21 protein-coding genes and 1 tRNA gene are annotated in these 21,381 nt (G+C 68.5%); 10 read left to right on the forward strand and 12 right to left on the reverse strand.

Annotated features, from left to right (window positions below; translation table 11 throughout):
- Positions 1-3: 3 nt before the first annotated feature.
- The 4 genes from ACSZL9_RS11790 to ACSZL9_RS11805 form a co-directional block, all read right to left on the reverse strand.
- Entirely contained in the window at positions 4-1,278 is a 1,275-nt protein-coding gene (locus tag ACSZL9_RS11790) for an ROK family transcriptional regulator (protein WP_446665683.1), read from the reverse strand.
- Positions 1,235-2,593, reverse strand: coding sequence for a sugar ABC transporter permease (locus ACSZL9_RS11795; RefSeq protein ID WP_446665684.1), 1,359 nt, complete (start codon positions 2,591-2,593; stop codon positions 1,235-1,237). The genes ACSZL9_RS11790 and ACSZL9_RS11795 overlap by 44 nt, the downstream gene beginning before the upstream one ends.
- Entirely contained in the window at positions 2,590-3,372 is a 783-nt protein-coding gene (locus ACSZL9_RS11800; protein ID WP_446665685.1) for an ATP-binding cassette domain-containing protein, read from the reverse strand. Before ACSZL9_RS11800 ends, ACSZL9_RS11795 begins: the two co-directional genes overlap by 4 nt.
- A 169-nt stretch (positions 3,373-3,541) precedes the next feature.
- Entirely contained in the window at positions 3,542-4,666 is a 1,125-nt protein-coding gene (locus tag ACSZL9_RS11805; protein ID WP_446665686.1) for a sugar ABC transporter substrate-binding protein, read from the reverse strand.
- 370 nt (positions 4,667-5,036) lie between these two features.
- Between ACSZL9_RS11805 and ACSZL9_RS11810 the strand changes: the two genes are divergently transcribed.
- The gene (locus tag ACSZL9_RS11810) at positions 5,037-5,552 is read left to right on the forward strand and encodes a DUF3145 domain-containing protein (protein WP_446665687.1); all 516 of its coding nucleotides are present in this window, start codon (positions 5,037-5,039) and stop codon (positions 5,550-5,552) included.
- A 97-nt stretch (positions 5,553-5,649) separates the two neighbouring features.
- On the opposite strand, the gene fabF is transcribed toward ACSZL9_RS11810, so the two are convergent.
- The 8 genes from fabF to ACSZL9_RS11850 form a co-directional block, all read right to left on the reverse strand.
- A complete protein-coding gene (gene fabF / locus ACSZL9_RS11815; protein WP_446665688.1) occupies positions 5,650-6,894 on the reverse strand; it encodes a beta-ketoacyl-ACP synthase II in 1,245 nt (414 codons plus the stop codon).
- A 116-nt stretch (positions 6,895-7,010) separates the two neighbouring features.
- On the reverse strand, positions 7,011-7,259 hold the full coding sequence (locus ACSZL9_RS11820; RefSeq protein ID WP_446665689.1) for an acyl carrier protein: 249 nt from the start codon (positions 7,257-7,259) through the stop codon (positions 7,011-7,013).
- A 161-nt stretch (positions 7,260-7,420) separates the two neighbouring features.
- The gene (locus ACSZL9_RS11825) at positions 7,421-8,500 is read right to left on the reverse strand and encodes a beta-ketoacyl-ACP synthase III (protein ID WP_446665690.1); all 1,080 of its coding nucleotides are present in this window, start codon (positions 8,498-8,500) and stop codon (positions 7,421-7,423) included.
- A gap of 50 nt (positions 8,501-8,550) precedes the next feature.
- A complete protein-coding gene (locus ACSZL9_RS11830; RefSeq protein WP_446665691.1) occupies positions 8,551-9,474 on the reverse strand; it encodes an ACP S-malonyltransferase in 924 nt (307 codons plus the stop codon).
- A 121-nt stretch (positions 9,475-9,595) separates the two neighbouring features.
- The gene (locus ACSZL9_RS11835) at positions 9,596-10,723 is read right to left on the reverse strand and encodes a PucR family transcriptional regulator (RefSeq protein ID WP_446665692.1); all 1,128 of its coding nucleotides are present in this window, start codon (positions 10,721-10,723) and stop codon (positions 9,596-9,598) included.
- 113 nt (positions 10,724-10,836) lie between these two features.
- Positions 10,837-13,590 carry a pyruvate dehydrogenase (acetyl-transferring), homodimeric type gene (aceE, locus tag ACSZL9_RS11840; protein WP_446665693.1) on the reverse strand — a complete coding sequence of 918 codons (2,754 nt, stop codon included), beginning with the start codon at positions 13,588-13,590 and terminating at the stop codon, positions 10,837-10,839.
- A gap of 150 nt (positions 13,591-13,740) precedes the next feature.
- A complete protein-coding gene (locus ACSZL9_RS11845; RefSeq protein WP_446665694.1) occupies positions 13,741-14,574 on the reverse strand; it encodes a bifunctional allantoicase/(S)-ureidoglycine aminohydrolase in 834 nt (277 codons plus the stop codon).
- A 31-nt stretch (positions 14,575-14,605) separates the two neighbouring features.
- Complete coding sequence (locus tag ACSZL9_RS11850; protein WP_446665695.1) at positions 14,606-15,853, reverse strand: DUF6986 family protein; 1,248 nt, start codon at positions 15,851-15,853, stop codon at positions 14,606-14,608.
- 89 nt (positions 15,854-15,942) lie between these two features.
- On the opposite strand from ACSZL9_RS11850, the gene ACSZL9_RS11855 reads away from it, so the two are divergent.
- The 9 genes from ACSZL9_RS11855 (at position 15,943) to ACSZL9_RS11895 (ending at position 21,381) form a co-directional block, all read left to right on the forward strand.
- Entirely contained in the window at positions 15,943-16,698 is a 756-nt protein-coding gene (locus ACSZL9_RS11855) for an IclR family transcriptional regulator (RefSeq protein WP_446665696.1), read from the forward strand.
- Positions 16,699-16,778: 80 nt separating this feature from the next.
- Positions 16,779-17,303, forward strand: coding sequence for a 2-oxo-4-hydroxy-4-carboxy-5-ureidoimidazoline decarboxylase (gene uraD / locus ACSZL9_RS11860; RefSeq protein ID WP_446665697.1), 525 nt, complete (start codon positions 16,779-16,781; stop codon positions 17,301-17,303).
- Positions 17,300-17,641: a hydroxyisourate hydrolase gene (uraH, locus tag ACSZL9_RS11865; RefSeq protein WP_446665698.1), complete on the forward strand. Its 342-nt coding sequence runs from the start codon at positions 17,300-17,302 to the stop codon at positions 17,639-17,641. Before uraD ends, uraH begins: the two co-directional genes overlap by 4 nt.
- A 6-nt stretch (positions 17,642-17,647) precedes the next feature.
- A complete protein-coding gene (gene pucL, locus ACSZL9_RS11870; RefSeq protein WP_446665699.1) occupies positions 17,648-18,535 on the forward strand; it encodes a factor-independent urate hydroxylase in 888 nt (295 codons plus the stop codon).
- Between the two features lie 82 nt (positions 18,536-18,617).
- Positions 18,618-19,040 (forward strand): DUF3052 domain-containing protein, encoded by a 423-nt coding sequence (locus tag ACSZL9_RS11875; protein ID WP_446665700.1) that lies wholly within the window; start codon positions 18,618-18,620, stop codon positions 19,038-19,040.
- A gap of 73 nt (positions 19,041-19,113) precedes the next feature.
- A complete protein-coding gene (locus tag ACSZL9_RS11880; RefSeq protein WP_446665701.1) occupies positions 19,114-19,593 on the forward strand; it encodes a peroxiredoxin in 480 nt (159 codons plus the stop codon).
- A 48-nt stretch (positions 19,594-19,641) separates the two neighbouring features.
- Positions 19,642-19,714: transfer RNA gene (locus ACSZL9_RS11885), tRNA-Val, on the forward strand.
- Between the two features lie 60 nt (positions 19,715-19,774).
- Positions 19,775-20,644 carry a Nif3-like dinuclear metal center hexameric protein gene (locus ACSZL9_RS11890; protein ID WP_446665702.1) on the forward strand — a complete coding sequence of 290 codons (870 nt, stop codon included), beginning with the start codon at positions 19,775-19,777 and terminating at the stop codon, positions 20,642-20,644.
- Positions 20,641-21,381 carry a zinc ribbon domain-containing protein gene (locus tag ACSZL9_RS11895; RefSeq protein WP_446665703.1) on the forward strand — a complete coding sequence of 247 codons (741 nt, stop codon included), beginning with the start codon at positions 20,641-20,643 and terminating at the stop codon, positions 21,379-21,381. The genes ACSZL9_RS11890 and ACSZL9_RS11895 overlap by 4 nt, the downstream gene beginning before the upstream one ends.

Consider the following 21,381-nt stretch of genomic DNA (forward strand, 5'->3'; position numbering starts at 1 on the left):
AGGTTAACCGTCCAGCGCGGGATCGGCAGTTCCCCTGTGGATGAGAGAGCTCATCAGATCCGGCGCGGAGAGCAGTTGCTCATAGGCGAGTTCGGCAGCACCGACCAGCGGCGCATCGCGAATCCCGCCTTGCAGCAACGTGATCGGGGCGCGACCGATGGTCACCATGCCGCGTTGCAGACCGATCCGGACCGACGGTTCGGCGAGGCGCAGCACCTCGGCCAGGTGGCCCCCCGCAACGATCGCGGCCGGGTTGAGCACGTGCGAGATGTTCGACAGGCCACGACCCAGCCACTGGCCTGCCGCCGCGACGACCTCGACCGGGATCTCCTCGCCGCGCTCGGCCTGCGCGAACAGCGGACCCAGCTCCGGCGTCGCAACTCCGGCAGCGCCCGCGGAGCGCAGGATCGCCGCCTCGCCGACATACTCCTCCAGACAACCGCGGTTGCCGCAGTGACAGACCGGACCGTTGGCCTGCACCGACATGTGCCCGATCTCGCCGGCATACCCGCGGCTGCCGCGCAGCAGCTCGCCGCCGATGATGACGCCGCCGCCGACGCCGACCCGGCCGAGCACATAGACCACGTCGGTGTAGCCGGCCGCGACACCACGGCGGTGTTCGGCCAGGGCCGCCAGGTCGGCGTCGTTGCCGATCACGATGTGATCGGACAGGCGGTCGCGCAACAGGTCGCCGAACGGCTCGTAGCTCCACTGCAGGTTGGGTGCGTAGACGGCGATGCCACGCGGGTTGTCGATCATGGCCGGCAGGCTCACGCCGATCCCGACTCGTATGCCGCCGGCCGCTGCCGTCAGCTCCGTGGTCGCCGACGCCACCCGGTCGGCCACCTGTGCTGCAGAGCGCTCGCGACCGACCAGTTGCCACTCGACCCGCCCCAGCACCTCACCGGACAGGCCGATCGCTGCGACCTCGACGCGAGCGACGTCGATGTCCACCGCGATCACGTGCACCGAACGGGGCCGGGGGACCACCAGGTATGGCGGTCGCCCGGCCCCGTCACGGTGCCGATCCGGCGTGCGCTGGGTGACCATGCCGAGGTCGAGCAGGTCACCGACCAGTGCGCCGATCGTGCTGCGGTTCAGGCCGGTGCTGCGGGCCAGGTCCGGGCGGGACACGGCACCGTGCAGGTGAACCTGGCGCAACACGACCGACAGGTTCTGGCGACGGATCTCCTCCGGGCGCGAGACGGACGAAGCGCGACTGGCCATCAGCGCGTCAGCCGAGTCCGGCTGCGCCGGCGCGACGCCGGGAGACCGCATCCACGGTCGCGGCCAGCAACAGCACCAAGCCCGTCACGATCCACTGCCATGCCGAGTTGTTCTTGCCCTGCAGGAGGTCCGCCATGCCGTTGGTGATGACGGCGACGACCGCTCCACCGACGACGGCGTCGGTGATCTTGCCCTTGCCGCCGAAGAGGCTGGTGCCACCGACGACCGCGGCCCCGACGGCCAGCAACAGTGTGTTGCCGCCGCCCTGCGAGGCGTTGACCGCGGTCTGTGAGGCGAGCACGACACCGGACACGCCGGCCATCACCGAGCAGATGACGAAGACCGACACGCGCACCGCGTCGACCCGGATGCCGGCCCGGCGGGCGGCCTCGTCGCTGCCACCGACGGCGTAGATGTGCCGTCCGTAGCGGGTGCGGTTGAGAACGAAGCCGAGCGCGATCACCAGCACCAGGATCACCGGCACGACCCAGGGGATGCCGCCGAGGTACTCACCGGCGACCTTGACCTTCACCAGCGCGCCGTCGCGCTGCACGATCTTGAATCCGCCGTCGGCGTTGGGGGAGCGGTTGAGGTTCAGCACCAGCGTGAAGACGATTGCCAGCAGTGCGATGGCGCCGATCTTCGCGGCAGTGACGACAACCGGCTCGGTCGGCAGGCCCCGGCGACGCCGGCCGGCCACGGCCAGCAGACGCTGTGCGGCATACCCGACGATGACCAGTGCGGCCATCGTCCAGCCCGCCCAGCGGGGCATGTTGTCGTTCTCCAGCGCGACCAGCGTCTTGCTCTGCAGCGCCAGGTTGCCTTGGGTGTTGGCACTGTTGACGACGATCTGGACGACTCCTTGCAGGCCGAGGAAGAGCGCCAGGGTGGACACGAAGGACGGCACGCGTAGATAAGCCCGCATCCAGCCGATCAGCAGGCCGATGACGGCGCCCGCGACGAGCGCGACGAGGACAGCCAGCGGCCAGATCCAGTTGTGGATCAGCAGCACCGCCACGATCGCGCCGCTGACACCCGACGCGGTGCCCGCGGACAGGTCGATCTCGCCGAGCAACAGTGCGAAGACCAGACCCATCGCGAGCAGGATCCCCGGCGCGGCCTGGGTGATCAGGCTGGCGATGTTGTTCTTGGACAGGAAGCCGTCCTCGACGACCGCGAAGATCAGGAACAGCACGATGAGTGCCGAGACCGCGGGCAGCGAGCCCATGTCTCCGCCGCGGATGCGCTGCCAGTAGTTGTGCAGGTAGGTGCCGACGCTGCTCGTTGGCACGGTTGCCGCCGCGGTCTCCTCGACCGCGGCATCGACGTCGTCGGCGGTGGCGCTCTTGGTCAGGTGTGGGGTCATCGGGAGGCTCCGGAGGTTGCGGTGGGCTGCAGGCCGAGATCGCCACTGCGCCCGGTGGTGATGAGTTCGACGATCTGCGTCTGGTTGACGTCGGCCCGGTCGACGGTCGCGGCCAGTTGCCCGAGGTAGAGGACCGAGATCTTGTCGGCGACCTGCAGCACGTCGAGCATGTTGTGCGAGATGAGGATGACGGCGGTGCCCTGGTCGGCGAGGCGCCGCACCAGTTCGAGCACCTGCTCGGTCTGGGCGACACCGAGCGCGGCGGTCGGTTCGTCGAGTATGACGACCTTGGACTTCCAGAGCGCGGCCTTGGCGATGGCGACGGTCTGGCGCTGTCCGCCGGAGAGGCTGGAGACGCGCTGGCGCACCGACTTCAGGGTCCGGACCGACAGGGAGGTCAGCGTCTCGGACGCCGCGATCTCCATCGACTCCTCGTCGAGCACGATGCCACGCACGCGCTCGCGACCGAGGAACATGTTCTGGACGACGTCGAGGTTCTCGCAGAGCGCGAGGTCCTGATAGACGATCTCGACGCCCAGTGCCGACGCGTCCCGGGGACCGGCGACGTGCTCGGGCTTGCCGTCGAATTCGTAGGTGCCGGAGTCGATCTGGTGGGTGCCGCCGATGCACTTCACGAGTGTCGACTTGCCGGCGCCGTTGTCACCGACGAGGGCGGTCACCTGTCCGGGGTATGCCGCGAAGTCGACGTCGTGCAGCACGTGCACGGCGCCGAAACTCTTGTTGACCCCGCGCAGTTGCAGGATCGGCTGGTCAGACATGAATCTCCTTGTCGCCCAGTGCGGTGCGTCCAAAGTTGCTGGACAGCCGCTCCGCGTCTGACCAGAAACTTTGCCCACATCCGCACCAGCTCTATTTCTGCTTCACTGCACCAGGGGGCCGGACGGGGACGAGCCCGCCGGCCCCCTGCTGCGCGTGGTTCGAAGGTGCTTACTTGACGCCTGCGGCCTTGCACTTGGCGGCGTAGGAGCCCTTGCAGGTCGTCGACTTCGGCGTGTAACCGTCGTTGATCGGCTGCGCGACGTTGGCCTTGGTGATGGCGATCGGGGTGGCGAGGATCGCCGGCACCATGCGGCCGGTCTTGGTGTCCTTGATCTTCTGCGTGGTCTTCGGCGGGGTGCCGTTGGCCAGCTGCGCCGCAGCGTCCACCACCGGGTAGGCCTCGTCCTTGGACGGCTTGTAGATGGTGAAGCACTGTGTGCCGTCCATGATCCGCTGCAGGCCCTCGACCGTTGCGTCCTGTCCGGAGACCGCGACCTTGCCGGCCAGCTTCTGCTTCTTCAGGTCGGTGATGACCGATCCCGCCATACCGTCGTTGGCGACCATGACGGCGTCGAGCTTCGGGTTCTTCTGCAGCATCGAGGTGAAGATGATGCCGGCCTTCTGGTTGTCCCAGTCGGCGACCGACTGGTCACTGACCTTTTTCCAGCCCTTCTGCTTGGACAGCACCGAGTCGTAGCCCTGCTTGAACAAGGTGGCGTTGTTGTCGGTCGGCGCGCCGTTGAGGTCGACATACGTGACCGCCGACTTGCCCTTGACCTGCGAGCACTGGGTGAGGGTCTTGCCCTGCAGCTCACCGACCTTGGTGTTGTCGTAGGACACGTAGAGGCTGGCCGACCCGCCGAGCGTCAGGCGGTCGTAGTCGATGGTGTAGATGCCCTTGGCCTTGGCCTTCTTCTCGATCTGTGCCGCCGAGGCGGAGTCCAGGTTGACCAGTGCCAGGACCTTCACACCGTCGTCCATCATCTTGGACGCGATGGTGGTCATCTGCTGGGCGGAGTTGTTGGCGTTCTGGATGTCGCACTTGAGGTTGTCGATCTTGCAGCGTTCCTTCAGCGCATCCGGGTCGGAGGAGATCCACCGGTTGGACGACTGGCGGTCCGGCAGGATGACGCCGATCTTGGCGCCCTTGCCATCGACCTTTCCGCCGGCGGCAGCGGTCGAGCCACCGCTGTCGGCCGAGGCTGCGGGGGTGTTCGCGCCCCCGGTGTCGTTGCTTCCGGAGCCACCGCCGCTGCTGCTGCCGCAACCGGCCAGAGCGATGATTCCCGCCATTGCACACACCGTGCTGAGTGCACCTTTGCGCATCGTTTCCACCTTTCGGTCAACGGGGGAGCCGGTTCGCCCAAGCTCGGTCCGCTGGAGGATGTGAATATGTTGTGCACGGCAACATATATGACGTGGAGGTGACGCGGACCACATTTTCCGGAATCCGCGAAGCGTCACGCCGATCGTGATCCGACCGTGACCTGAGCCGCCGCGGGACGGCGATCTACTCGTCGTCCCGACGCCTGGGTGGTGCTCTTGTGGTGGATGAGGCAGAATGGCGCTCACAACCACAGATGGCACTTGCACGGCACGTATGCCGGCCGCCGCTCACGAGGTCGTTGGGGAAGACGTCCCTCGTCATTGTCAGGAGGCCAGGATGTCTGCCGCGAACCCGCGTGCCGTGACCCGTGGGGTGGTGTTCGTTCACTCCACCCCCGTTGCGTTGTGCCCACACATCGGCTGGGCGCTGGAGAGCGTGCTCGGTGCCGCAGCTCCCATCGAGTGGATCAAGCAGCCCGTCGCCGCAGGCACGGTGCGCACCGAGCTGTCCTGGATGGGCGAGCCGGGCACCGGCGCCAAGCTGGCCAGCGCACTGCGCGGATGGGTCGACGTGCGCTACGAAGTCACCGAGGAGCCCAGCCCCGGATGCGACGGATCGCGCTGGTCGCACACGCCGACGCTCGGCATACACCACACCTGGACCGCTGCGTCGGGGGACGCGGTCGTCGGTGAGGACCGGCTGCGCGCGTCACTCGCGGCGAGCAAGGGTGACCCGGAGTTGTTCCGGGAGGAGATGGCCGAGCTGCTCGGGACCGCGTGGGACCAGGAGCTCGAGCCGTTCCGTTACGCCGGTGAGGGGGCTCCGGTGCGCTGGTTGCACCGCGTCTCGTGAGAGGCGTCTCGCGGTCGAGCGGCATACCGAATGATTGAGCGGCGTACGCAATTGGCTTGATTGCGTACGCCGCTCAATGCGGTGGTATGCCGCTTGATCAGACCGACTTCATCGCGATCGCGATGTTGTGGCCGCCGAAACCGAAGGCGTTGCTCAGTGCGGCGATGTCTCCGTCGGGAAGCTTCCGGTTGCCGTCGATGGCCAGGTCGAGATCGATCTCCGGATCGACCTCGGTGACATTGATCGTCTGCGGGACGGTGCGGTGGTGCAGCGTCTGCGCGAGGAAGACCGCCTCGATGGCGCCCGCGGCACCGAGCAGGTGACCGGTCATCGACTTGGTGCCGGTCAGGCACACGCCGTCGATCGCGTCGCCGAAAGCCCTTTTCAGCGAAGTGATCTCGGCGGCGTCGCCGACTGGGGTCGACGTCGCGTGTGCGTTGACGTGGACGATGTCGGACGGTTTCAGGCCGGCGTCGTCGATGGCTTCGGTCATCGCCCGCGCCTGGCTCGCGCCCTCGGGGTCACCGGCGGTGATGTGATAGGCGTCTGCCGACATCCCGAGCCCGGCGAACTCGGCATAGATCTTCGCGCCGCGTGCCTTCGCGTGGTCGTAGGACTCCAGGACCATGACTCCGGCGCCTTCGCCGAGCAGGAAGCCGTCACGGTCGGCGGCCCAGGGGCGGGAGGCGCCCTGCGGGTCGTCGTTGCGCTTCGACAGTGCCTGGGATGCTGCGAAACCGGCGATCGGCAGCGGGTGGATCGCGGCCTCGGTGCCACCGGCGATCGCGACATCGGCGCGGCCCTCGCGGATCATCTTGACCGCCATCCCCATCGACTCCGCGCCGGACGCGCAGGCCGACACGGCGGTGTGTGCACCAGCGCGGGCCTTGAACTCCAGGGAGACATTGCCGGATGCGGCGTTGGGCATCAGCATCGGGACCGTCAACGGGTAGACCCGCCGCGGGCCCTTCTCGTTGAGGACGTCGTACTGCGCCAGCAGGGTGTGCACGCCACCGATGCCTGTGCCGATCGCCGCGAGCAGTCGCTCCGGCTCGACCTCGGGGCTGCCGGCGTCGGCCCAGGCCTCGCGAGCAGCGATCATGGCGTATTGGGCGAACGGGTCCGCACGGCGGACCTCAACCTTGGCGAGCACCTCGCTCGGGTCCTGTTTCAGGCTCGCGGCGAAGGTGACCGGGAGTTCGTAGCGCTCCAGCCACTCGGGCGGCAGGGGCTTGGCACCGGATTCACCGGCGAGCAGGGCGTCCCAGGTCTCGGGGGCCGTGCCACCGATCGGCGTGGTGGCGCCGAGGCCGGTGATGACGACGCGCGTGTCTGCGCTCATGGAAGTTCAGGCTCCTCAGGCGGGGTGCAGAGAGTATGGCGCGCAGCGGCCTCGATGGATGTGAGGCCGCTGCGCAGCAGGGCGAGGTGTGCTCGCCTCAGGCTACGGCCGAAGGCTCAGCTCTGCGCCTTCTGGATGTAGCTGACCGCGTCACCGACGGTGGAGAGGTTCTTGACGTCGTCGTCGGGGATGCGCACGCCGAACTTCTCCTCGGCGTTGACAACGATCGTCATCATGGACAGCGAGTCGATGTCGAGGTCCTCGGTGAACGACTTGTCCAGCTGGACCTCCGAGGCCTCGACCCCGGTCTCTTCGTTCACGATGTCGGCAAGGCCCTGCAGGATCTCCTGCTCGCTCTGCGCCATTGTCTGTCTCCTTAGGACGTTGCTGGTGTTGGGTTTTGCACCTTCGGGCTGACCCGGATTACCCGCCGGGCCGCGGGAGTGTCACGTTCGACTCTAGCCGTGCTCCCCGCCGAGTACCGGCGGACGAGCGGCGCGGTGGAGCCGAACTTTTTCGTGCCGGCTCAGGGCAGCTCCACGACCTGTGCGGCATAGACCAGGCCGGCGCCGAAACCGATCTCCAGGGCGAGGCCGCCGTGGGGAACTTCGCCCTGGCGCAGCATGCGCTCGGTCGCCAGCGGGATGGACGCGGCAGAGGTGTTGCCGGTCTCGGCGATGTCGCGCGCGACCGGGATGTCCGCGGGCAGCTTGAGTTGCTTGATCATCGCGTCGATGATCCGCATGTTGGCCTGGTGCGGGATGAATGCGTCGAGGTCGTCGGCGGTGATCCCCGCCTTGTCGAGAGCCTGCTGGGCGATGGGCGCCATACCCCAGACGGCCCAGCGGAAGACGGACTGGCCGGCCATCTGCATGGTCGACGCCTCGGCGATGTTGGCGACCTCGAACTTGCTGTAGTCCGGCTCCTCGCCGGTGGCCTCGACGTGCTCCCAGATGCGGCGGATCTCGTCCCAGCCGACTCGTTGCTGGATGGTCGACCACTTGTCGCCCTCGGAGCCCCAGACCGTCGGGCCGATGCGGGGCACGTCGGATGCGCTGACGACGGCTGCTCCCGCGCCGTCGGCCAGGATGAACGACGTGCCGCGGTCGTGCCGGTAGGTCCACTGCGACAGCTTCTCCACACCGATCACCAGCACGTTGTCAGCGCTGCCGGCTCGCACCATGTCACTGGCCAGCGAGATGCCGTAGCAGTAGCCGGCGCACGCGGCGGACACGTCGAACGCCGGCACGTTGCCGGTGCCCAGCCGGGTCGCCAACAGCGGTGCGGCTGCTGGGGTTTGGAAGGGATGACTGATCGTGGCCATGACGATGGCCCCGACCTGGTCGGCGGTGATGCCGGCCATCTCCAGCGCCGGCACCGCAGCCTGCTCGGCCATGTCCACCACGGACTCGTCCTCGCGGGCGAAGCGCCGGGTCTCGATGCCGGAGCGCTCCCGGATCCACTGGTCGGAGGAGTCGATCCAGGTGCAGACCTCCTCGTTGGTCACCACACGCTCGGGGCGGTAGCCCCCGACTCCGAGGATGCGCGAATGGCGGTCACCGCCGACCGAGGCGATGGTGCCGGTGTTCTTCGGCTGGACGGTCATGGATCAGCTCCCTTGGGGATGTGCCATTGGTGGAGGTGCGGAGGTGGGGGTCAGGCGTGCTCGCGGATCAGGTCCCGCGCCTTGTCGAGGTCGTCGGGTGTCTTCAGCGCGACGCCCGCGACGCCGCGCATGCCGCGCTTGGCCAGGCCGACGAGCGTGCCCGCGGGGCACACCTCGAGCAGGCCGGTGACGCCGAGGTCGAGCATCGTCTGCATCGCACTGTCCCAGCGGACCGGCCCGGCGACCTGGGTGACCAGCCGGTCGAGGAACTCCTTGCCCTCAGGCACCGCAGCGCCGTCACGGTTGGACAGGAGAGTGACCTGCGGGTTCTGCGGCTGCAGCTGGTTGGCAGATGCGCGCAGTCCGTTGACCGCGTTCCCCATGTGCGTGGTGTGGAACGCACCCGCCACCTGCAGGGGTATGACGCGAGCCTTCGCCGGCGGGTTGTCCTGCAGCCGGGCCAGCTGTTCCAGCGTCCCGGCCGCCACGATCTGGCCGGCGCCGTTGCGGTTGGCAGGCACCAGGTCGTGCTCCATGAGGATCGCCAGGACGTCGTCCTCGGCACCGCCGACCACGGCCGCCATGCCGGTGCGCTTGGCGGCGGCAGCCTCCGCCATACCGCGACCGCGTGCGGTGACGAAGGCCATCGCGTCGTCCTCGCTGAGCACGCCTGCTGCTGCCGCGGCGGTGATCTCACCGACCGAGTGTCCGGCGAGCACACCCGCTGACTGTGCGATCGGCGCGCCGTCGAGCACCACGCGCAGCGTGGCCAGCCCAGCGGCAACGATCAGCGGCTGTGCGACCGCGGTGTCCTTGATGGTCTCGGCGTCCGAGGTGGTGCCGTGTGCGACCAGGTCGGTGTCGGCGACCTGCGACAGGTGCTGCAGGTGTTCGGTGACGCCCGGCACCTCCGTCCACGGCTGGAGGAATCCGGGGGTCTGGGCGCCCTGTCCTGGGCAGACGATCGCTAGCACAGGTCCACTGTGACGGATGGGCCGAGCGAATGGCGTCACCGAATCTCACGAAGCTGATCGACACTCTTTGGAGGAAACCTACAAATTCACCGTGCGCGACGGGTGCTCGGTCGTATGCCGGTCACAGCCGGGCGAAGGCGAGTGCGAGCCGCACGGTGAATGCGTCCCGTTGGTCGGTCAGGTCGAAGCCGGTCAGCTCTGCGATGCGCCCGAGGCGATACCGGACGGTGTTGGGATGCACGAAGAGCACGCGCGCGGTCGCCTCCAGGCCGCCGTGATCCAGGTATGCCGGCACGGTGTCGCGCAGCGTCGGCCGGTCGCGCAGCGGACGGGTGACCTTGTCGACCAACGCGCGCCGCGCGCGGGAGTCACCGCTTAGGGCCCGCTCCGGCAACAACTCGCTGGCCGGACACGGGCGCGGTGCGTGCGGCCACGCCGGAGCCGACGCGACGCCGGACAGTGCCGCGCGTGCGCTGCGGCCCGCGGCGTAGAGGTGTGGGACGCGCGGACCGACGACCACCGGCCCGGGACCCCACAGGTGCTCGAAGCGGGCGCTGACGGCGAGAGCGTCGTCGACACCCCCGAGGATCGCGATCAGCAGGTTGCGTTGCACGGAGCCGAGGGCAACCAGCCCCTCGTGAATTGCGTTGCGCCGCAACGTGTCCAGCGTCTCCGTGCCCGGTCCCGGCGGGGCGGTCCCGGCGATGACGACGACGCCGCGGACCTCGTCCCAGCCGAGCGCGGCCACTCGCGAACTCAGTGCGTCGTCGGCCTCTGCGCGCAGGACCGCATCCACCACGAGCGCCTCCAGCCGTGCGTCCCAGGCGCCTCGGGACTCTGCCGCTTGTGCGTAGACGTGTGCGGCGGCGAAGGCGATCTCCCGGGAGTAGGTCAGCACGGCTTCACGCAGTTGGTGCTCGTCGCCGGCGGCCGCCAGCTGCGGCACACGCTCCTCGACCACGTCGATCGCGGTGCGCACCATCTGCAGCGTCTGCTGCAGCGCGATGGTGCGTGTCAGCTCACGTGGCGCGGTCGCGAAGACGTCGATCGGCAGCGGCGGGTTGGTCTGCGGGTCGCGATACCAGCTGATGAACGCGCTGATGCCGGCTTGCGCGACCAGGCCGACCCACGAGCGCTCGTCGGCGGGCAGCTCGCGATACCAGTCGTAGCTGCTGTCCAGCCGGGCGATCGCAGCACTCGACAGCTGGTCCGCGCTGCGCTCGAGTCGGCGCGCGGTGGTTGTCGGCATACAGCCAGCATATTTGTATGACGCCACAGTCGCGCCGGACGGGCGGCGGGCGGCACCGCAACGAGTTCGGCCCTCGGTGAGAGATCACCGAGGGCCGAACCCAGTGCAGTGGTTCAGGCGTCTCCGCCCGCGTTGCCGCTGCTGCCCGCCTGCGGGTTGAGCAGGTCGTACTTCTTGGCCGCCTGGACGGCGACCTGCGGGTCGATCTCGCCGCGCGCACCGAGCTGCTGCAGGGTGCGGACGGCCATGGAGGGCCCGTCGATGTGGAAGACGCGACGTGCCGCAGCGCGGGTGTCGCTGAAGCCGAACCCGTCGGCGCCGAGGGTGACGTAGTCACCGGGCACCCACGGCCGGATCTGCTCCTGGACGGCCTTCATCCAGTCGGAGACCGCGACGACCGGTCCACGCCGGCCCTGCAGCCGCTGCGTCACGAACGGCACCCGCTGCTCCTCCTCGGGGTGCAGGAAGCGCAGCTCGTCGGCGGCCTCACCGTCCCGGCACAGTTCGTTCCAGGACGTCACCGACCAGACGTCGGCCACGACGCCCCAGTCGTCGCGCAGCAGCTGCTGCGCCTCGAGCGCCCACGGCACACCGACACCGGAGGCCAGCAACTGCGCGCCCGGGGCGTCCGTGGTCGTGTCGCCCTCGGACACCAGGTGCATGCCGCGCAGGATGCCTTCGACGTCGACGTTGTCCGGCTCCTTCGGCTGTTGCATGGGCTCGTTGTAGACGGTCAGGTAGTAGATGATGTTTTCGGCGTTGTCGCCGAACATCCGCCGCAGACCGTCCTGGACGATGTGCGCGATCTCGTAGCCGTAGGCCGGATCGTAAGCAACGACAGCAGGATTCGTGGCCGCAAGCAACAGCGAGTGACCATCCGCGTGCTGCAGGCCCTCGCCGGTCAGCGTCGTCCGCCCCGCAGTGGCACCGACCAGGAAGCCGCGGCTCATCTGGTCCGACGCCGCCCAGATGAAGTCACCGGTGCGCTGGAAGCCGAACATCGAGTAGAAGATGTAGATCGGCACCATCGGCACACCGTGCGTCGCGTATGACGTGCCGGCCGCGGTGAACGCGGCGACCGAGCCACTCTCGTTGATGCCCAGGTGCAGGATCTGCCCGTTGGTGGCTTCCTTGTAGGCCAGCATCAACTCGGCGTCGACCGAGGTGTATTGCTGCCCGTGCGGGTTGTAGATCTTCGCGGTCGGGAAGAAGGAGTCCATGCCGAAGGTGCGTGCCTCGTCAGGGATGACCGGCACCACGTGCTTGCCGAACTCCTTGTCGCGCATCATGTCCTTCAGGATGCGCACGAACGCCATCGTGGTGGCGATCTCCTGCTTGCCCGAGCCCTTCTTGGCGGCCGCGTAGGCCTTGTCGTCCGGCAGCTTGAGCGCACTGGCGGTATGCCGCCGGTCCGGCAGCCCGCCGCCGAGCTTGTTGCGGCGCTCGAGCATGTATTGGATCGCCGGGTCGTCCTCACCGGGGTGGTAATAGGGCGGCAGGTAGGGGTTGTCCTCCAGGACGGCGTCGCTGATCGGGATCCTCAGCGAGTCGCGGAAGTTCTTCAGGTCCTCCAGCGTCAGCTTCTTCATCTGGTGCGTGGCGTTCCGCCCGGCGAAGTGCGTGCCCAGGCTGTAGCCCTTGATCGTCTTGACCAGGATGACGGTCGGCTGGCCGGTGTGCTCGGTCGCGGCCTTGTAGGCGGCGTAGACCTTGCGGTAGTCGTGGCCACCGCGCTTGAGCTTCCACCAGACCTCTTCGTCGGTCCAGTTCTTGACGAGCTCGCGGGTGCGCGGGTCACGGCCAAAGAAGTGCTCGCGCACGTAGGCGCCGTCGTTGGCGCGGAACGTCTGGTAGTCGCCGTCGCGGGTGGAGTTCATGATGTTGACTAGGGCGCCGTCGCGGTCGGCCGCGAGCAGCGGGTCCCAGCCGCGACCCCAGATCACCTTGATGACGTTCCAGCCTGCGCCGCGGAAGAAGCTCTCCAGCTCCTGGATGATCTTGCCGTTGCCGCGCACCGGGCCGTCGAGGCGCTGCAGGTTGCAGTTGATGACGAACGTGAGGTTGTCGAGCTCTTCGTTCGCAGCCAGCTGCAGCAGCCCGCGGGACTCCGGCTCGTCCATCTCGCCGTCGCCGAGGAACGCCCAAACGTGTTGCTGGCTGGTGTCTTTCAGCCCGCGTCCGTGCAGGTACTTGTTGAACTGCGCCTGATAGATCGCGTTCATCGGGCCGATGCCCATCGACACCGTCGGGAACTCCCAGAAGTCGGGCATGTTCCGCGGGTGCGGGTAGGACGGCAGGCCGAGCCGCTGACCCTGCACGATGTGCGAGTGCTCCTGGCGGAACCCGTCGAGCTGGTCCTCGGACAGGCGCCCTTCGAGAAAGGCGCGGGCATACATGCCCGGCGACGCGTGCCCCTGGAAGAAGACCTGGTCGCCACCGCCGGGGTGGGACTTGCCGCGGAAGAAGTGGTTGAAGCCGACCTCGTAGAGCGTCGCCGCCGACGCGTAGGTCGAGATGTGTCCGCCGACGCCGACACCGGGCCGCTGGGCGCGGTGCACCATCATCGCGGCGTTCCAGCGCATCCACGCGCGGTAGCGACGCTCGACCTCCTCGTCGCCGGGGAACCACGGCTCCGCCTCCGGGCTGATGGTGTTGATGTAGTCGGTCGCGGTCAGCGACGGCACACCGATCCGCCGCTCACGGGAGCGCTGCAGCAGCTTGAGCATGATGTACCGAGCACGAGTCTGGCCGACCTCGTCGATGAGTCCGTCGAGGGACTCCATCCACTCCTGGGTCTCCTCGGGGTCGATGTCGGGCAGCTGGCTGGGTATGCCGTTGAGGATCGGTCCTGCGTCCTCGCGCGCCATGAGTGGCTCCTCTCATGAGCTGTCGCGGTTTTCGCGACTGCGATGTGGGTGTTCTCGGGTTCTCGGGGGTTTCTCGGGTTTACCGGATGAATCCATCTTCTACCCGGTGGCGGGCCGCGATGATGGCGGTCTCGGCTACTGGTCAGTAGCTCACGGGAGGTTCAGCGGAGCGTGGCGGTGGACGTCCTTGTAGAGCAGATAACGGAAGCGGCCGGGTCCGCCGGCGTAGCAGGCCTGCGGGCAGAAGGCCCGCAGCCACATGAAGTCGCCCTCCTGCACCTCGACCCAGTCCTTGTTGAGGAGGTAGACCGCCTTGCCCTCCAGGACGTAGAGGCCGTGCTCCATCACGTGCGTCTCCGGGAACGGTATGGCGCCGCCGGGCTGGAAGGTCACGATGTTGACGTGCATGTCGTGCCGCACATCGTCGGGGTCGGCGAAGCGTTGCGTGCCCCACGCGCCGTCGGTGCCCGGCATCAGGCCGATCTCGACGTCGTCCTCGTGCGTGACGAACGACTCGGGTGCCTCGATCCCGTCGACCACTGCGTAGCGCTTGCGGATCCAGTGGAAGGTCGCGGTCGCGGCGGAGTCCTTGGGGGAGTCATTGTGCAGCGTCCACTTGTCACCGGGGGAGAGGAAGGCGTAACTGCCTGCGCGCAGGGCGTGTTCGGTGCCGGCGAGGTCCAGTCGCAGCTCGCCGTCCACCACGAAGAGAACGCTCTCGGCCTCGGGGTTGTCCTCGGGTCGGTCGCTGCCGCCGCCCGGGCCGACCTCGACGATGTACTGGGAGAAGGTCTCGGCGAAGCCGGTCAGCGGGCGGGCGAGCACCCACAGGCGGGTCTCGTCCCAGAACGGCAGGCGGCTGGTCGTGATGTCGCTCATCGTGCGCCGGGGGAGCACGGCATACGCCTCGGTGAAGATCGAGCGCTCCGTGGTCAGCTCGGTCTGCGCGGGCAGTCCGCCGCGCGGTGTGTAGTAGTCGGCCATCGGTGCCTCCAGGTTGTCTGTGCGATGGGTGTCAGTGGGTGAGTGCAGTGAGCTCGGGAACGCCCAGCCCACAAGCGGATTCGACTTCTTCGGCGCCGACCGCGCCGCAGTGCACGCCGCGCAGCAGCGCGTCGGCGAGCATCTTGGCGGTGGCCGGCTCGTCCATCACGTCGCTGCCGGACGTCTGCTGCACGTATGCCGCCAACCGGGACGCGGCGCCGGGCAGCGCCCGGCGGAAGAACAGGAAGTTGGCCAGGTAGCGGGAGATCAGGTGTCCCGGATGCATGTCCCAGCCCTGGTAGATGCCGCGCACCAGCGACCGGGTCACCAGGCCGGTGTGCAGTCGCCAGGTCGCATGCGCCGACGCCTCGTCACCGAAGGCGACGACGTTGGTCGAGCCGTCACAGATGCGGGTGCCGGTCTGGGCCGCCGCGACCTGCATGACGGCCTTGGCGTGGTCCGCGGCCGGGTGGTCGAGTGCCTGGTATGCCGCGGCGATGCCTACGCCGGCGCTGTAGTCGAACGTGCCGTAGACCAGTGCGCTGACGCGCCCGGGTGCGGCATGCACCATCCGGGCGACCGCAACGCTCCCGTCGGCGGCGAGGATCGCCTGCGGGGTCTCCACCTGGATCTCGAAAGTCACACTGTCGGAAGGCAATTGAAGCTCCTGCTCCAGGGCTTCACACGCGGTGTTCATCGCCACGACCTGGTCGACACTGGTCACCTTGGGCAGGGTCAGCACGTTGCCGCCGTCGAGCAGCCCGGCCTGCGACATACCGCGCAGGTAGTCGACGAGGGTGTGCACGCCGCGGGCGCGCGTCGGTGCTTCGAACGATTTGAACCGCACGCCGTGCCAGGTGGGCAGTCGGTCCTGCGCGGCGAGTTCTCGGAAGCCGGCGAGCACGTCGGTGAGGTGTGCGTCCTCCGTGTCGTCGGCGCGCACGCCGTAGCCGTCCTCGAAGTCGGCTCGCAGGTCCTCGATCGGATCCCGCTCGAGTTTGTCGGTTAGCCGGTCGTAGACGGCGGCCACCTCGTCGACGGGCTCGCCGGTCGCGCGTGCCAGGTCCGCCGGGTGCGGGGCGTAGGCGGCAAGCAGTTCACGTGCGGTGGTGGCGAATGCCTGCACGTCGGCGGCGCTGCACCGATCCGCGGGAAGGTAGACCGTGTGCACCGGAAACCGCCCGGTGGGTTGTCCGGGGTAGCGGGTGGCGAGCGCCGCGTCGGCGTCGGCCAGCGCGCTGTCGAGGCGATCGGTCAGGGCAGTGCGGAAATCGGACAAGATGGCTCCTCTCCGTCCAGGTTTCCAGTATTTCGTATCATGGAGTGTAAATTCCATGTAGTCGAATGTCAGCAAGTGGAGGAGTGGTCATGGCACAGCAGCCCCGGCCCGGCGGCGTGCAGTCCGTCGGGCGCGCGCTCGACATACTCGAGCTCATCGACCGGTCCGGCGGTGAGATGGCGCTGGTCGAGATGAGTGCGTCCTCCGGGCTGCCCATGCCCACCATCCATCGCATCGTGCGGACACTGGTGGATCGCAACTACCTGCGCCAGTTGCCCGACCGACGCTACGCCCTCGGCTCGCGGTTGATCCCGCTCGGGAATGCCGCTCGCGGCGTGTTCGGCTCGCAGAGCGGGGCGACCCTGGCCGACGTCGTGCGGCGGGTCGGGGAGACCGCCAACCTCGCCGCGCTCGACGGCGACATGCTGGTGTATGTCGGCCAGGCTCCGTCGCCGCACGCGATGCGGATGTTCACCGAGCTGGGTCAACACGTGCACCCGCACTGCCGCGCCGCGGGCAAGGCGCTGCTGGCACAGCTGGACGACGACGAGGTGCGCGGCATCCTCGACCGGGTCGGGATGCCGGCGCTGACGCCGGCCACGATCACCGAGCCGGACCGCTTCCTCGACGAGCTCGCGCGCGTGCGCAGCGAGGGCGTCGCACACGAGGTCGGCGAGCTCGAGGAAGGTGTCGTCTGCCTGGCGGCGCCGGTGCTGGGCGGGGCGACCCGGATGGCGCTGTCCATCTCAGGGCCCGCGTCGCGGATGACCGATCAGCTGCGCGAGCGCGCCGTGCCGGTCTTGCACGAGGCCGCCGGGCAGCTCGCCGAGGAATTGGCCGGCTGAGCCGTGCCAGTTCGGCGGCTTTGAGCGGCTCTTCGCGCCGCGCCCTTGACAGCGCGGGCGCACTTGGCCACTATTCCCATATGCGGAATGAAGATTCCACGGTGCGAAATGTGCTGCAGGAGTTCGACGAGGCGTCGGTCGACGACGCCGTCAAGACCCTGCTCCCGCTGTGCGGCAGCCCCGCTTGGGCACACGCACTGGTCGCTCGCCGCCCGTATGCCGACACCGCCGCGTTGCTGGCGGCGTCCGACGAGATCTTTCCGACCCTGCCCGAATCCGAGCTGGCCGTGGCACTGTCCGGACACCCGCGGATCGGTGAGCGGATGGGCGGCGACGGCACGGCGGCGAGCCTGTCGCGTTCGGAGCAGTCGGCGATGCAGTCGGCCGACGAGCAGGTTGCTGCCGACATCGTGCAGGGCAACCATGACTACGAGGCGCGCTTCGACCGGGTTTTCCTGATCCGGGCGGCCGGGCGCAGCCCACGCGAGATCCTGGCGGAGTTGCGGCGCCGGCTCGACAACGACGACGCCGCCGAGCTGGCCGAGGTGCGCGAGCAGCTGCGCCAGATCACCCGGCTTCGACTGGAAGGCGCGTATTCGCAATGAGCGCAACGCTTTCCACCCATGTTCTGGACGCCGTCAACGGCACGCCGGCCACCGGCGTGGAGGTGACGGTGTTCTCCCAGACCGGTGCCGGCTCCGACGGTCAGCCCGTCGGCTCCGGCACCACCGACGATGACGGTCGTGTGCCCGGGCTGGTGCCCGACGGGCTCGACCGGGGCACCTACCGCATCGTCTTCGCCACCGGCAGCTTCTTCGAGCGTGCCGGGGTCCGGGCCTTCTATCCCGAGGTGGCGATCACCTTCGTCGTCGACGAAGACCGGCACTACCACGTGCCGTTGCTACTGAGTCCGTTCGCGTTCTCCACCTACAGAGGGAGCTGATCCACCATGTCCTATGTCCTCGGGCACAACCAGTACGGCAAAGCAGAGGTCCACGTCGTGCGCGTCTTCCGGGACGACCCGGAAGCCGCACACGACATGGTCGACTACAACGTCTCGGTCTCGCTGACCGGTGACTTCGTCGACGCCCACCGGACGGGCGACCAGGCCAACGTGCTGACGACCGATGCCTGCAAGAACACCGTGAACTCGATGGCCAAGGAGGCCGGCGAGGCCGTGCGCGAGCCGGAGACCTTCGCGCTCGCACTCGCCGAGCACTTCCAACAGGTGCCGCAGGTGTCTGCGGTGCGGATCAACATCGAGGCGTTCCCCTGGGAGCGCTCGCACGGCAATCCGCACGCGTTCGTCAAGAACGGCGACTACGTGCGCACGGTGAGCGTCCACGGCTCCGACTCGGGCACCACCGTGGTCAGCGGGCTCAAGGAGCTCACCGTCCTGAAGACCACGGACTCGGAGTTCCACGGGTTCTACCAGGACAAATACACGACCCTGCAGCCGACGAACGACCGCATCATGGCGACCGCGGTCACCGCGCAGTGGGCCCACGAGGGCACCGACGTCGAGTGGGGCAAGTCGTTCGAGCAGGTCCTGGAAGCGATCACCGGGGCGTTCGCGGGCGCCTACAGCTACGCGTTGCAGCACACCCTCTTCGAGATGGGCACCGCGGTGCTCGACGCCGCGCCCAGCGCGGCGGAGGTGCGCTTCAGCTGCCCGAACAAGCACCACTTCGTGGTCGACCTGAGCCCGTTCGGTGTCGAGAACAACTGCGAGGTCCACCACGCCGCCGACCGCCCCTACGGTCTGATCGAGGCGACGATCAAGCGCTCGGAGGACGTCGACAAGTCTGCGGCATACGACCCCGGTCAGGCGTGGTAGATCGTCGGTGCAGCGGTGCGGCCGGGCGCCCCGTCCGGGGCGTCCGGTTGCAAACCGACGCAGATCCTAGTGAACTACGGCCATGGCAATAGGGGCCCAGAAATCCGCATTGGCCGAGAAACTCGGCTTCGAAAAAGACCAGGTGGTACAAGAACTCGGCTGGGACGACGACGTCGAGGAGTCGGTCCGTGAGCAGATCGAGGACCTCGTCGGCTCCGCGTTGGAGGACGAGGACTACGACGGGGTCGTGGACGCCGTGGTGCTGTGGTGGCGCGACGGTGACGGCGACCTGATCGACGACTGCGTCGACGCGCTGACCAACCTCGCCGACAAGGGGTTCGTCGTGCTCTTCGTGCCCGGCGCCGGCCACCCGGACCACGTCGACGCCAGTGACATCGCCGAAGCGGCGCAGACCGCCGGGCTGAAGGCCGGCACGTCCACTCGGGCCGGATCGGCGTGGATCGCGACGAAGCTCGTGCAGGGCGGGGTGGCCAAGCAGCGATGACGACGACCACGCGTCGGCAGCGGCGAGCACAGACCCCGACGGGCGCCGGACAAACACGGGTGGCCAAGCAGCGATGAGCGGCACGCCGCCGGGCGTCGGCGAGACCGCGCCCGACTTCACCCTGCAGAACCAGCACGGGGAGGCGGCATCGCTGACCGAGCGGCTGGCCGACGGGCCCGTGCTGCTCGTCTTCTACCCGTTCGCGTGGTCCGGCATCTGCACCGGCGAGCTGTGCGGCATCCGCGACGACATCGGTGGATTCACCGGTGACGGGCGGGCCGAGGTCGTGGCGGTGTCGTGCGATCCGATCTTCACGCTGCGGGCGTGGGCCGACGCCGAGCACTACGACTTCGACCTGCTGTCCGACTTCTGGCCACACGGTGCGGTGGCGAGTTCTTACGGCGTCTTCAACGACCAGGCCGGTATGTCGATCCGCGGCACCTTCCTGGTCGACGCGTCGCGCACCATCAGGTGGAGTCAGGTCAATGGCCCCGGAGAGGCTCGCGATTTCGCCGGCTACCGGGACGCACTGGGTGCGCTCGCTGCCCGGTGAACACCGTGCTGGCAGAATGACGGGTCGCCGCACGTTGTGCGGTGACAGGGACCTGTAGCTCAGTTGGTAGAGCACCGCGTTTACACCGCGGTTGTCGTCGGTTCGAGGCCGGCCGGGTCCACCGGTTCCGCGGCGTGTGCCGCGGTGAGCCACTTGCCGCACCGAATGAGAGAGGCGCCACGTGACCAATCCCGACCTCGCGGACGTCATCCGCGTGCTCGACGGGTTCTATCCGCCGCACACCGCCGCCGGGTGGGACCAGGTGGGTCTGGTCACCGGCGACCCGCAGCAGAGCGTCGGTCGAGTGCATTTCGCAGTCGACCCGACGCAGGCGGTCATCGAGGAAGCACGCGATGCCGGTGCCGACCTGTTGGTCACCCATCACCCGTTGCTGCTGCGCGGCGTGCACTCGGTGGCCACCACGACAGCCAAGGGCATGGCGATCACCACGGCGGTCGTCGCGGACCTCGCGCTCTACTGCGCGCACACCAACGCCGACGTCGCCAGCCCGGGCGTCAACGACGCGCTGGCCGCCGCGTGCGGCCTGCCGGTCGACTCGCCGGCGCTCGCCGACGAGGACGGCCAGCCGATCGGTCGCGTCGGTGACCTGGCCACGCCCACGACCCTGGGCGAGTTCGCGCAGTCCCTGGCGGCGGCACTGCCGGCCGCACCCGCGGGACTGCGGGTCGGCGGTGTGGCGACGGCCGACGTGCGACGTGTCGCGGTGCTCGGCGGCGCCGGTGACGACCGGTTCGACGCGGTCCGCAGCAGCGGCGCGGACGTCTACGTCACGGCCGACCTGCGGCACCACCCGGCACTGGAGGCGCGCGAAGAGGCGCGCGGCGCGGCGCCATACCTGATCGACGCCGGGCACTGGGCGACCGAGTCGTTGTGGCTGGCGCACGCAGCCGACCGACTGCGCGCGGCGCTCGCCGACGAGGGGTATGACGTGCAGACCGAGGTGTCGCAATTGCGCACCGACCCCTGGGATTTCCTGGTGCCGACCGGCGGCAGGGAGCACACCGAACGAAGGAGCAGTGACGCCCCGTGAAGGCCGATCTCACCCGCCAGTGGCGACTGCTGGACCTGCAGAAACTCGACACCCGGCTGGCACAGCTCAGCCACCGCGAACGCACGTTGCCGGTCCAGGAGCAGCTCACCGCTGCCACGGCCACGGCCGAGACGCTCGCCGAGGAGGTCGTGCTCGCGCGAACAGCGTTGCAGGACAATGCCCGTGCGGTCAGCAAGGCCGACGCGGACGTCCAGCTGGTCCGGGACCGGGCCGATCGCGACCGCAAGCGCCTGGAGAGCGGTGCGGGCAGCGCGAAGGAGCTGCAGAACCTCCAGCACGAGCTGGACACCCTCGCCCGCCGGCAGTCCGAGCTGGAGGACGTCGAGCTGGAGGTGATGGAGCGCGCCGAGAGCCTGCAGAGCGACCTGACCAGCAAGGAAGCCGCCGAGGAGCAGGCACAGCAACGGGTCACGGAGCTGCAGGCCGAGAAGGACAAGGCACTCGCCGAGATCGTCTCCGAGCGCGAGGACGTAGAGCGGGAGCGTGCCAACGTCGCTCCAGGTGTCGGCGCGGAGCTGCTGGCTCTCTACGACAAGCTGCGCGAGCAGATGGGTGGTGTCGCAGCGGCGGCGCTGCAGCAGAAGCGTTGCAGTGGTTGCGGATTGGAGCTCGGGCAGGCCGACCTGGCTCGGATCCGTGCTGCCGCCGAGGACGAGGTGGTGCGCTGCGAGGAGTGCCGCCGCATCCTGATCCGCACCGCAGAGTCCGGTCTCTGA

The organism is Flexivirga sp. B27 (genome assembly GCF_052905685.1).